13 protein-coding genes are annotated in these 12,021 nt (G+C 63.1%); 5 read left to right on the forward strand and 8 right to left on the reverse strand.

From position 1 onward, the window contains the following. Nucleotides 1-9: 9 nt before the first annotated feature. The 3 genes from J2Z31_RS19155 to J2Z31_RS19165 form a co-directional block, all read right to left on the reverse strand. Nucleotides 10-420, reverse strand: coding sequence for an NAD(P) transhydrogenase subunit alpha (locus J2Z31_RS19155; RefSeq protein ID WP_209603472.1), 411 nt, complete (start codon nt 418-420; stop codon nt 10-12). Continuing rightward, entirely contained in the window at nt 420-1,568 is a 1,149-nt protein-coding gene (locus J2Z31_RS19160) for a Re/Si-specific NAD(P)(+) transhydrogenase subunit alpha (protein WP_209603474.1), read from the reverse strand. Before J2Z31_RS19160 ends, J2Z31_RS19155 begins: the two co-directional genes overlap by 1 nt. A 274-nt stretch (nt 1,569-1,842) precedes the next feature. Beyond that, nucleotides 1,843-2,067: an aa3-type cytochrome c oxidase subunit IV gene (locus J2Z31_RS19165; protein ID WP_209603476.1), complete on the reverse strand. Its 225-nt coding sequence runs from the start codon at nt 2,065-2,067 to the stop codon at nt 1,843-1,845. 298 nt (nt 2,068-2,365) lie between these two features. Here J2Z31_RS19165 and J2Z31_RS19170 point away from each other — a divergent pair, with 298 nt between their 5' ends. Continuing rightward, entirely contained in the window at nt 2,366-3,121 is a 756-nt protein-coding gene (locus tag J2Z31_RS19170; RefSeq protein WP_209603478.1) for a gamma-glutamyl-gamma-aminobutyrate hydrolase family protein, read from the forward strand. On the opposite strand, the gene J2Z31_RS19175 is transcribed toward J2Z31_RS19170, so the two are convergent. The 3 genes from J2Z31_RS19175 to J2Z31_RS19185 all read right to left on the reverse strand — a co-directional run bounded on the left by J2Z31_RS19175 (nt 3,122) and on the right by J2Z31_RS19185 (nt 5,783). Beyond that, on the reverse strand, nt 3,122-4,084 hold the full coding sequence (locus J2Z31_RS19175) for a 2-hydroxyacid dehydrogenase (protein ID WP_209603480.1): 963 nt from the start codon (nt 4,082-4,084) through the stop codon (nt 3,122-3,124). Nucleotides 4,085-4,154: 70 nt separating this feature from the next. Continuing rightward, a complete protein-coding gene (locus J2Z31_RS19180; RefSeq protein ID WP_209603482.1) occupies nt 4,155-5,177 on the reverse strand; it encodes a LacI family DNA-binding transcriptional regulator in 1,023 nt (340 codons plus the stop codon). Nucleotides 5,178-5,279: 102 nt separating this feature from the next. After that, nucleotides 5,280-5,783, reverse strand: a complete 504-nt coding sequence (locus J2Z31_RS19185) for a MarR family winged helix-turn-helix transcriptional regulator (protein ID WP_209603484.1) — start codon at nt 5,781-5,783, stop codon at nt 5,280-5,282. 111 nt (nt 5,784-5,894) lie between these two features. Here J2Z31_RS19185 and J2Z31_RS19190 point away from each other — a divergent pair, with 111 nt between their 5' ends. From J2Z31_RS19190 to J2Z31_RS19205, 4 genes are all read left to right on the forward strand, one after another. Next, nucleotides 5,895-6,686, forward strand: coding sequence for a creatininase family protein (locus J2Z31_RS19190; RefSeq protein WP_209603486.1), 792 nt, complete (start codon nt 5,895-5,897; stop codon nt 6,684-6,686). 188 nt (nt 6,687-6,874) lie between these two features. Beyond that, a complete protein-coding gene (locus J2Z31_RS19195; protein WP_209603488.1) occupies nt 6,875-7,966 on the forward strand; it encodes a CobW family GTP-binding protein in 1,092 nt (363 codons plus the stop codon). Nucleotides 7,967-8,030: 64 nt separating this feature from the next. After that, nucleotides 8,031-9,020: a WD40 repeat domain-containing protein gene (locus J2Z31_RS19200; RefSeq protein WP_209603490.1), complete on the forward strand. Its 990-nt coding sequence runs from the start codon at nt 8,031-8,033 to the stop codon at nt 9,018-9,020. 296 nt (nt 9,021-9,316) lie between these two features. After that, nucleotides 9,317-9,949, forward strand: a complete 633-nt coding sequence (locus tag J2Z31_RS19205; protein WP_209603492.1) for a LysE family translocator — start codon at nt 9,317-9,319, stop codon at nt 9,947-9,949. Nucleotides 9,950-10,043: 94 nt separating this feature from the next. Here the strand turns inward: J2Z31_RS19205 and J2Z31_RS19210 are convergent, their stop codons facing one another. Both J2Z31_RS19210 and odc2 read right to left on the reverse strand, forming a co-directional pair. Then, complete coding sequence (locus tag J2Z31_RS19210; RefSeq protein ID WP_209603494.1) at nt 10,044-10,634, reverse strand: GNAT family N-acetyltransferase; 591 nt, start codon at nt 10,632-10,634, stop codon at nt 10,044-10,046. Nucleotides 10,635-10,723: 89 nt separating this feature from the next. After that, nucleotides 10,724-11,857: an ornithine/lysine decarboxylase gene (odc2, locus tag J2Z31_RS19215; protein ID WP_209603496.1), complete on the reverse strand. Its 1,134-nt coding sequence runs from the start codon at nt 11,855-11,857 to the stop codon at nt 10,724-10,726. Nucleotides 11,858-12,021 lie beyond the last annotated feature (164 nt).

Below are 12,021 nucleotides of genomic sequence, written 5' to 3' on the forward strand. Positions count from 1 at the left end.
GGCCCCGCCTCACTTTTCTTTCTTCTTGTACATGGCGAGCATGCGCTGGGTGACGAGGAAGCCGCCGAAGATGTTGACCGAGGCAAGCACCAGCGCCACGAAGCCGAAGCTGGTGGCAAGCCCGGAAGCGGAGATGCCGACGGCCAACAGCGCGCCGACGACGATCACCGATGAGATCGCGTTGGTCACCGCCATCAGCGGCGTGTGCAGCGCCGGCGTCACCGACCAGACGACGTAATAGCCGACGAAGATCGCCAGCACGAAGATCGCCAAGCGGAAGACGAAGGGATCGATAGCGCCGCCGGTGGCACCATGGGCAACCGCCCCGGCCGCATCCGGCACGTATTCGGCGGCGGTCCTGACCGCCTCGACCGCCCGTTCAAGATCGGTCAGTGCGTTGTCCAACAGTTCGTTCGCCATCACTTTTCCCCCTCATTCGTGCCGCCGAAGGCCGGATGCACCACGGCGCCGCCATGAGTCAGCGCCGTTGCCTTGACGAGTTCGTCCTCCATGTTCACCGCCAGCCGCTTTTCCTCCTTGGAAACCATCGTCTCCAGAAAGGTGACGAGGTTCTTGGCATAAAGGAGCGAGGCGGAGGCGGCGATGCGGCCCGGCACGTTGAGGTGTCCGACGACCTTGACGCCGGCGACCTCCGACACCTTGCCGGCTTCCGCCCCCTCGACATTGCCGCCGCGCTCGACCGCGAGGTCGACGACGACCGAGCCGGGCTTCATCGCATGCAGCATTTCGCGGGTGACGAGCCGCGGCGCCGGGCGGCCGGGGATCAGAGCCGTGGTGATGACGATGTCCTGCTTGGAAATGTGATCGGCGACGAGTGCGGCCTGTTTGACCTGGTACTCCTTCGACATCTCCTTGGCATAGCCGCCGGCGGTCTCTGCCGCCTTGAACTCCTCGTCCTCGACGGCAATGAACTTGGCGCCGAGCGAGGCAACCTGTTCCTTGGCCGCCGGACGGACGTCGGTTGCCGAGACGACGGCGCCCAGGCGCCTTGCGGTGGCGATCGCCTGCAGGCCGGCGACGCCCGCGCCCATCACGAAGACCTTCGCCGCCGGCACCGTGCCGGCCGCCGTCATCATCATCGGCAGCGCCCGGTCATATTCATGGGCCGCATCAATCACCGCCTGATAACCGGCGAGGTTCGCCTGGCTGGAAAGCACGTCCATCGATTGCGCCCGGGTGATGCGCGGCATCAGTTCCATGGCAAAGGCGGTGACGCCGGCCTTGGCCATGGCGGCGATCGCCTCCTCGTTGCCATAAGGATCCATGATGGCGATCACCAGCGCGCCCGGCTTGTAGCCCTTGATCTCCCCGGCGGTCGGGCGGCGCACCTTCAACACGACGTCGGCGCTCTTGGCGTCCTTCGCCGTGCCGATCCGGGCACCGGCCTTCTCGAAATCGGCATCGAGGATGCGCGAGCTAAGCCCCGCGCCCGCCTCCACAACGACCTCGAAGCCGAGCGACGTCAGCTTCTTGACGCTCTCGACCGAGCCCGCGACGCGCGGCTCGTTGGGATCCGATTCCTTGGCAACAAAGACGATCTCGCTCAATAGTCCCCCTCCACCGGCCCGCGTCCAGACCTGGGCTGGAAAACGGACATTTCGATCGATTGCCGAGCGACCAACCAGCGCAGCGGCCGCCCTCTCGCGTAGCTCTTCGGATCACCCCCCGATCCAGGCAAGAGCTGCAGAATTTCAAAAGCCTTACAGCGACGGCTGCGCTGCAGCGACGGTACTCTTCCATCGAAGGCGGCATTTGCCGCCGTCGACCGGATCAAAGTCAGCCAACCGAGACGGAGACTACCTCCCGACCCAGGGCAAGATTTCAGCGCAGGAAGAAGTAACCGGCGACGTTGAGGAGGACGAAGAGGATGAGCGAGCTGAAGAAGCCCATGGTCGTGAAGAAGCCGGCGGCCATCGCGATCAGCAGCGCAACGCAGAACAGCGTGCCGTACTTCGTCGCGTTGACGAAGAGATTATAGGTCTTCTCATGTTCGGAATAGTCCATCGGAGCGCCCGTCTCGACCGGTCCCGAATGATGCTCTGCCATCGTCCAAATCTCCAGAAGTACTGCGGCACCGCCAAGCGGCAGGCCCGTGATCCACAAACGGAGCGCCTTTTGCGCAATGCGCAAGCGTCGCCTTTGGTTTCCGCATACACAATGCTTGAAGCGTTCGCAACGAAAACCCGCCCACACGACTGCGGCAAATCGATTGCGCGACACCAAAGGCAGTCCCCATACCTTGCGAACAACCGTGCTCAGGGCAATCGCCTCCATCGACCTCGCCAGTTGACTTTGGCCGGCATCTGATTCCATGGCTTTATCCAGATGATCGAGGAGCCTGATGATGTCGAAACCTGTCGTTGCCATCCCGTGCGATTTTCGCGATTTCGACGGCAATGTCTGGCATGTGGTCGCCCACCAATATGTGCGTGCGGCGGTCGAGGGAGCGGGCGTCATGCCGTTCCTCATTCCGGCTCTGGAGTCCGGTAACGACATCGAGGAGATCCTCGACCGCGTCGATGGAGTTCTCGCGAGCGGCTCTCGCTCCAACGTCCATCCTGCGCTCTACGGCAGGGAGGCGAGAGAGGCGGATGGCCCCTTCGATCCGGGCCGCGACGCGACCAGCTTGCCCCTCATTCGCCGTGCGCTCGACCGCGGCATTCCGCTGTTCGCCATCTGCCGCGGCATTCAGGAATTGAATGTGGCGCTTGGCGGCACGCTCGCGACCGAGATCCAGGAACAGCCGGGGGTTTGGGATCACCGGAAGCCGGACGTGCCGGATCTCGACGTCGCCTATGGCATTCGCCAGGACGTGATCGTCAAGGAGGGGAGCTGCCTCGCTCCCGTTCTCGGCGCTGGCCGAGTTCGGGTCAACTCTCTGCACCGCCAGGCGATTGCCGCCACGGCTCCACGTCTGGCGATCGAGGCCGTGGCCGAGGACGGCACGATCGAGGCCGTATCGGTCATCGGCGCGAAGGCCTTCGCCGTCGGCGTCCAATGGCACCCGGAATATTGGGTCAGGACCGACGCCCCGTCGGCCGGCTTGTTCAGAGCCTTTGGCGACGCGGTTCGCGCTTACCGGGAGAGCAAGCTCAAATAGTTATCGGATATTGCGCTCGAACGGGGTCTCGGCGACGGGCGTCAGGGCCCTTCCATGCGTGAACCAGGCTTTGAGATTGTCGACCACCAGATCCGCCATGGCGCCGCGGGTGACCACGGAGGCCGAAGCCACGTGCGGCAGCAGCGAGACGTTCGGGAGGGCGATGAGCGCCTCCGGCACATGGGGCTCATTCTCGAACACATCGAGTCCGGCGCCGGCAATCGTGCCGTTCTGAAGCGCCGCGACAAGTGCACCTTCGTCGACCGTCGAGCCGCGGCCGACATTGATCACCACGCCCTTGGGACCGAGCGCCGAGAGTACCTCGGCATTGACCGCCTTCGCCGTGCTCGGCGTCCCAGGTACGATCACGATCAGCGTATCCACGGCCTCGGCCAGGCTCACCAGGCTCGGGTAATAGGGAAAGGCGAGATCTTCGCGCCGGGTGCGCGTGTGATAGGCGATCGGCAGGCCAAAGGCTTCGATCCTCCGGGCGATCGCGAGACCTATTCTTCCGAGACCATAGAGACCCACCTTTCGCCCACGAAGCGACAAGGGCGAAAGCTGAAAGTTGCCGTCGCGCGCCCATTGGCCCTGCCTCAGCCACTGTTCCGCCTGGGGCAGAAGCCGCACCGTATTGATCAACAGGCCGATCGCCGTGTCGGCGACTTCCTCATTGAGCACATCCGGCGTGTTGGTGACGACGATGCCACGCGCGGCGGCGCGGTCGACATCGACACCATCATAGCCGACCCCGAAATTTGCGATAATCTCGAGCTGCGGGAACCGATCCATCAATTCGCTCGGCAGCCGACCGGAAACGGCGATGCCCGCCACATCCGCCATATCCGCCGTTACCAGAGCCGGATCTGCACGTTCGATCAGCACCGTCTCGAACATTTCCGGCAGCCGTTCGAGAATGCTCGGATTGACCTTGCCGGGAACGAGAATTCGGGGACGGCTCATCGAAGTTCCTTTGCTAAGCGACGGTGCGAGATGCGCCGCATCCTGGAGACATGCAGTAGAGCGACCGGGATCAAGCGATGACGCGGAGAGGACCGGTCGACTGGCGGATGCGCATTTCCGGCTTTATCAGGTGGATCCCGTCCGGCTCGTGACTGCCGGAGAGCTTGTCCAAAAGAGCGCGCGCCGCGCTGCGGCCCACCTCGGCCTGGCCGTTCCACACGGTCGTCAGCGCAGGCGTCGCAATCGACGCCTCCTCGAGATCGTCGTAGCCGGTCACAGAAATATCGACGCCTGGCACGAGGCCTGCACGGGCAATGCCGTTCATCATGCCGATCGCCACGAGGTCGTTCCAGCAGACGACGGCCGTCGGCTTTTGCGGCAACGAAAGAAGGTGAACCGCGGCTTCGAAGCCTCCCTGCTTCGAGCGCGGCCCCGGAATGCGCAGGTCCGGGTCGACCTCGATATTCGCCTTGCGCAGCGCATTGACATAGCCCTGGTAACGATCGCGTCCGGTCGAAGTCTGGTCGGTGCCGCCGACCATGGCGATGCAGCGGTGGCCGAGGCCGATCAGATGATTGGTCGCAAGGGCGATGCCATAGGCGTCGTCACCGCGGAAGATAGGCACATCCAGCCCGTCGATGGAGCGCGCGATCAGGATCGCGGGCATGCCATTGTCCTCGGCGAGCTGGATATCTTCCGGCGGCGTGCCGATCGCCGGCGACATGATCACGCCGTCGCCACCAAGCTGCAGCAGCGTCTCGATGAAATCGCGCTGCTTCTCGACGGAATCGTAATGGTTGGAAAGGATGAAAGTCTGCTTGTCGCGATCGAGTTCCGCCTCGATCGCCTTCAGGATCTCGCCGTAAAAAGGGTTCATGATGTCGTGCACGACGACGCCGACGATGCCCGAGCGGGACGTCCTGAGGCTTGCCGCCCGACGATTATAGATATAGCCGAGCGCCCGTGCCTGCTCCTTGATCTTTTCGCGGGTGGTGGTCGCCACCAGCGGGCTATCTCGCAATGCCAGGGATACTGTCGCCGTCGAAAGGCCGAGTGTTTCCGCTATTGTCGAAAGCTTGACCTTTTGCGCCACAATACCCCCCGTGCCATTGATGCTTTTCGCAGCGCCTTGCGCCCTCGGATTTAAATCTTGTTTAAACTGTTTAAATCGTCGCTGCAATCGAGAAGTGCGCACTTAATCTGCGGCACGCGCCGCCTGCAGGTTGCTGTCGACCACGCGCAAGAGTTTCATGAGGGTACGCACTTGCTTTTCGGTCAGGCCGCGGGTGGCAAGTTTCTCCGAATGCTGGCCGGCTTCGGCAATCGTCTGCAGCCGGTCGCGCCCGGGAGCGGTGAGGTAGACCTTGGTCAGCCGCGCGTCGTCCTCGTCCGGTCGGCGTTCGAGGAACCCCTGCGCTTCCATGCGGCCGATGGTACGCGTCATCGTCGGTGCCTTGACGCCAAGCTTGGCGGCAAGCGCCCCGGCCGTCAGGCCGTCCGTCTCGGCAAGGGCGAGCATAACGCCGTCCTGTCCGGCATAGAGGCCGCTCTCGACAAGATTTCGGGAAAGCACGGTTCGCATAGAGCGTGCAGCCTGGACGAGCAACGAAGCAAGCTCCTGCTCGTGCGGTTCGGCGGTGAATTCCTCCTTTTTCCTGCCGTTCTTGGCCTTCTTTTCGGCTTTGCTCTTCTTACCCATTGAACCTCCGCCGAATCCCTCACACTGACTTATAATAATAGTACTTGCGATTACGAAGTGTATGACTCAAATAACAATTTTGAGACAATCGACGCGGAGGTCCGAAGAGAAATGCCGATGCCGAAGCCCCGTTGGGAGGAAAATCCCGCCGATCTGGCATCCTCTCTGCGACGGGACTGGATCGCCGTCCTGCCGCTCGGCGCGCATGAGCAGCACGGGCCCCATCTGCCCTTCGAAACCGATCGGCTGATCGCCGAAGGCATCGTCGAGCGCGTCATAGCGGCTCTTCCCGAGGGGCTGCCCGCGACCTTCCTGCCGGTTGAGCCGGTCGGCTACTCGATCGAACATATGGAAGTCGCAGGCACCCGCACACTAGCCTATGACGAGGCGATCGCGCGCTGGCTCGGCATCGCCGAAGACCTCTCCCAGCGCGGTATCCGCAAATTTGTGCTGCTGAACGCCCATGGCGGCAATTCTCCGCTGATGACGATCGTCGCGACGGAAGCGCGCGTGCGCTTCCGCATGCTTGCCGTCGCAACGAGTTGGACCCGCTTCGGTCAGCCGGAAGGCTGGATGAATGGAGAGGACAAGGCGATCGACATCCATGGCGGGGACATAGAGACCTCGGTAATGCTCGCCCTTTGCCCGGAAAGGGTGAATATGGCAAAGGCGGGGCACTTCCTTTCCCGCCAGAGCGAATTTGCCGACCGCTTCAAGCATCTGCGTGCCTACGGTCCGCATGCGTTCGGCTGGAAGATGTCCGATATCAATCCACAAGGTGTCGCCGGCAATGCCGCCGTCGCCACCGCCGAGCGCGGCGAAGCCCTGCTCACCCATGTGGTAAGCGGCATCGTCGAATTGCTCGAGGACGTGAATGCCTTCGACCTTGGAGATTTTACCTAGGCCATACCGGCCGATCCTAAGTAGCCTGGGTCGGATCGGGGCGGAAAGCCGCTTGCAATTTCCCTCATTCCGCGCTGATCCGAAGCGGAGGAAGCGCAGCCGGCGCATTTGCGCTTCGCACCGTCATCTCCTATATGAGACGCCAACGTTAAGATGCCTGCGGCGCATCGCCAATCCTCGAGGCTCCCATGACCGAAACATCGACGCAGAAGCCGATTCCCGTCACCGTGCTCACCGGCTATCTCGGCGCCGGCAAGACGACGCTCCTCAACCGCATCCTCAGCGAGAACCATGGCCGCCGCTATGCAGTGATCGTCAACGAATTCGGCGAGATCGGCATCGACAACGACCTGATCGTCGAGTCCGATGAGGAAATCTACGAGATGAACAACGGTTGCGTCTGCTGCACCGTGCGCGGCGACCTGATCCGTGTCGTCGAAGGTCTGATGCGGCGCCCCGGCCGCTTCGACGCGATCATCGTCGAGACGACCGGCCTTGCCGATCCTGTGCCCGTTGCCCAGACCTTTTTCATGGACGACGACGTTCGCGCCAAGACCGAACTCGACGCGGTCGTCGCGCTGGTCGATGCCAAGCATCTGCCGCTCAGGCTCAAGGACAGCCGAGAGGCGGAAGACCAGATCGCCTTTGCCGATGTCGTGCTGCTCAACAAGACGGACCTTGTGACGCCCGAGGAACTCGACCGAATCGAGGCGACGGTGCGCGTGATCAATCCGTCCGCCCGCATCTACCGGACACAACGCTCGGAGATCGACCTGACCAGGGTGCTCGACCAGGGGGCCTTCAACCTCGAAAAGGCGCTGGAGAACGACCCCCACTTCCTCGATCAGGAGCAGCACGACGAACATGTCTGCGGCCCCGACTGTGATCACGATCACCACCACCATGATCACGATCATGATCATCATCACGACCACGGTCACCACCATCACCACGATCATGGGCCTTCGCCGATCCATGACGTGACGGTGCAGTCGATCTCGCTGCGCGGCGGCGAGATGAATCCGGAGCGCTTCTTTCCCTGGATACAGAGGATCACCCAGACGGACGGCCCGAACATCCTGCGCCTCAAGGGCATCATCGCCTTCGCCGGCGACGCCGAGCGCTATGTGGTCCAGGGCGTGCACATGATCATCGAGGGCGACCACCAACGCCCCTGGAAGAAGGGTGAGAAGCGCGAGACTCGCCTCGTCTTCATCGGCCGCGATCTCGACCGCGAGAAGCTGGAGCGCACGTTCAAGGCATGCGAAGCCCAGGCGTGACTGAACGTGTCACCGACTTTCGGATGAGACGCTGAAACAAAGAATAAGGAAAACGAGCCCACTGATGCCGACCGTCGCTCCGCTCGATCTCGAAGGCCATGTCGTCGGCGTGGCCTTTCTGAAGGACGTCCCCTTCTTCGCCGGGGCCGCCGGCACCGTTCACCGACTCGACCACGGTCACAAGACGACCGAAGCCCACGACGGACTGCTCTCGCTCGCCTATGACGAAGCGAGCGACACGCTCCTGACTGGCGGCGAGGACGGCAAGGTGATGCGCATATCGGCCGACGGGGCGGCGACCCTCGTCGCCGAGACCTCGCGCAAGTGGATTTCGGAGGTTGCGGCCGGTCCGCAAGGGGCGGTGGCCTATGCCTATGGCAAGACCGCCTTCGTCCGCCTTGCCGACGGGACGACTAAGGAATTTAAAGAAGAGCGCACCATCGAGGGCATTGCCTTTGCTCCGAAGGGACTGCGCATCGCGGTCGCGCGCTATAACGGCGTATCGCTCCATTGGGTGGCGATGGCAGGAAGCCCCGTGGATCTCGAATGGAAGGGCGCCCATACGGACGTCACTTTCTCCCCGGACGGACATTTCGTCGTCACCACGATGCAGGAAAACGCGCTTCACGGCTGGAAGCTCGACGCCAAGCCCGGCGCCGAGACACGACACATGCGCATGACCGGCTATCCGGCCAAGGTCAAATCGCTCTCCTGGTCCGCCAAGGGCAAGTGGCTCGCCTCGTCCGGTGCGCCGGCGGCGATCGTCTGGCCCTTCCAGGGCAAGGAGGGCCCGATGGGCAAGGCGCCGCTCGAGCTCGGGACTCGCGGCAACACCATGGTGACGGCGGTCGCCTGTCATCCGGCAGAGGACATCGTCGCAATCGGCTATGAGGACGGCATGATCATCGCCGCACGCTTTGCCGACAGCAAGGAAGTTCTACTGCGCCGCCCCGGCAAGGGCGCGATCACCGCAATGGCCTGGAACAAGACCGGCCGCCAGCTCGCCTTCGGTTCGGCGGCGGGTGACTGTGGGGTGGTGGATATTGGGGGATAGCCCTTCTGTCGCTGCTGCGATGGCGGTTCGCGTCGGCGCTAAAAGCCCCTCACCCTGACCCTCTCCCCGCAAGCGGAGCGAGGGGACGTGCCAGCAATCCGCCTCGGCAATTGAACCGAATGGCAGAGCCTGGCGCGTGAAGGCTAAGCTGCGATTACCTTCTCCCCGCCTGCGGGCGCCTGCGGGAGGAAGGTGCCGGCATGATGCGGCGGAGCCACCGAGACTATCGAAGGGGCACCGGCGCTTGCATGCAAGTCAAAGCTGTGAGACGACTCGGCGATTGAAGGGAGGACGTGATGGACGACATCACCCTTTTCGCATTCGCACTGGTCGCCTTTATCGGCATCGCGACACCCGGACCGACCGTGCTTCTCGCCCTCACCAACGGTTCGCGCTATGGCGTAAAGCGCGCGGCGGCTGGCATGCTCGGCGCCGTTTTCTCCGATTTCGTGTTGATCGGCGCCGTGGCGCTTGGGCTTGGCGCGGTGCTCGCCACCTCCGAATTCTGGTTCACAGCGGTCAAGTGGCTGGGCGCCGCCTATCTCGCTTTCCTGGGGGTGATGTTGCTGCGCTCCAAAGGCTCGCTCAATGTTGGGGCCGCGACAGAGGACGTATCGGCGAGCACGCCGCGCGCGATTTTCCTGAAGAGCTTCCTGGTCGCCGTGACCAATCCCAAAGGCTATCTCTTCTTTTCAGCCTTCCTGCCGCAGTTCATCGATCCCGGAATGCCGCAGATCCCGCAATATGCCGTGCTTGCCTTCGTCTTCGCCTCGATCGATTTCCTGGTGATGTTCGGCTACGCCCTTGCCGGTTCGCAAGCCGTCCGATTCCTGAAACACTCCGGCGCCGTCTGGCTCGACCGGATGTGCGGCGGCGCATTGCTGGCTCTTGCCGGATCGCTGGCCCTCTATCGGCGCGCTGCCTCGTGAACGGCGACCAAAGTTGGAAACGGCGCTCCTGCGCCTGACCAGACACAGGAGCACCGTTGATGATCGCCTCCGCAGGGTGAGAGACGAGAGAGCGTCAGGCGGCGCGCTTGACGGGCGGCAGCGAGAGCTTGCGGCCGCTCGCGACAAGCATACCGGCCGCACCGTCGAGCCAACCTTCCTTAAGCTCAAGAGCCAGGAAACGGCTCCGCTCGAAAGGACCGGGCATGACGAGATGCTGCGCGCGCTCGGCGAAGAACCCGAAGCGCTCGTAATAGGGCGCGTCGCCGACCAGCAGGATTGCACCGTGGCCGCGCTTCTTCGCCTCCTCTATCGCCGCGCGCATCAGCATGCCGCCGATACCCTTCCCCTCATGCGCCGGATCGACGGCCAGCGGGCCGAGAAGCAGCGCAGGCACCGCCTGCCCTTCGCGGTCGACGCCGGCCTCGACATTCCAGAGGCGGACGGTGCCAATCACATGGCCGTCGAGGTCACGCGCCACGAGGCCGAGCCCTTCGGCCGGCAGGCGACCGCGCCGCAGCTTTTCTGACGACTTCCTGCGGCGGCCGGGACCCATCGCCCGGTCGAGGAGGTTCTCGCGCGCGACGACGTCGCCCGGATTTTCCGAATCAATCACAAAGGTGGACGGCGCGAAGAACGCGCGCAGGGTGTCAACAACAGCGGCCATCGGGGCCTCCCGTCATCAAAACCGCTTCAGGCGGACCGAAGAGAGTTGTGAAGTGGCCGCTCCCGCTTTGGAGGCGGGAGCGAGCCGGATCAGATCACGTAAGCCTTCAACGGCTCGAAGCCATTAAAGGCGACGGCCGAGTAGGTGGTGGTGTAGGCGCCGGTGCCCTCGATCAGAACCTCGTCGCCGATCGTCAGCGAGATCGGAAGCGGATACATGTTCTTTTCGTAGAGCACGTCGGCCGAATCGCAGGTCGGACCGGCGAGCACGCAAGGCTCCATCGCGTCGTCGTCGCGCGCCGTGCGGATCGGATAGCGGATCGCCTCGTCCATCGTTTCGGCGAGACCGCCGAACTTGCCGATGTCCAGGAAGACCCAGCGATGGCTGTCGTTGTCCGATTTCTTCGAGACGAGAACAACTTCCGCCTTGATCACGCCCGCATTGCCGACCATGCCGCGGCCCGGCTCGATGATGGTCTCCGGAATGTTGTTGCCGAAGTGCTTCTTCAGCGCACCGAAGATCGCCTGGCCATAGGCTTCGGCCGACGGGACGTCCCTGAGGTACTTCGTCGGGAAGCCACCGCCCATATTGACCATCTTGAGCTCGATGCCCTGCTTGGCAAGCTGCACGAAGACGCGCTTGGCATCGGCAAGCGCCGAGTCCCAGGCATCGAGCTTTGTCATCTGCGAACCGACATGGAACGACACGCCGTAGGAGACGAGGCCGAGCTGATGGGCATAGACGAGCACGTCGACGGCCATCTGCGGCACGCAGCCGAACTTGCGCGACAGCGGCCATTCCGCTCCTTCGCCATCCGTCAGCACGCGGCAGAAGACACGGGCGCCCGGAGCGGCGTGTGCGATCTTCTCGACCTCTTCGTGGCTGTCGACCGCGAAAAGATCAATACCCAGCGAATGCGCGCGAGCGACGTCCCGCTCCTTCTTTATCGTGTTCCCATAGGAGATGCGGGCGGGGGTCGCGCCGGCATCAAGGGCCATTTCGATTTCGGCGACGGACGCGCAATCGAAATTGGAGCCGAGACCGGCCAGCAGGCGCAGGATTTCCGGCGCCGGGTTTGCCTTCACGGCGTAATAGATCGCGCTGTCCGGCAGAGCGTGGCGGAATGCCTTGAAGTTATCGCGCACGACGTCAAGGTCGACGACGAGGCAAGGGCCTTCCGGACGCCGGGTGTTGAGAAAGTCGATGATGCGTGCCGTGGTCATGGCTGTATTCCCCTAATCCATTAAACTCCACAGCTGTGGAGGACAAAGGGCATACGCGCTTGCACTGGCACCAGCCGGTGGAGACCCCGGAACCATGCATGCGCTCTATGCGCGATACGGTGAATCGAAGCCCGTGAAGGCTAAGACTCGGCTTTGTCTGCCAT

The organism is Sinorhizobium kostiense, assembly GCF_017874595.1.
In the GTDB taxonomy this organism is placed as follows: domain Bacteria; phylum Pseudomonadota; class Alphaproteobacteria; order Rhizobiales; family Rhizobiaceae; genus Sinorhizobium; species Sinorhizobium kostiense.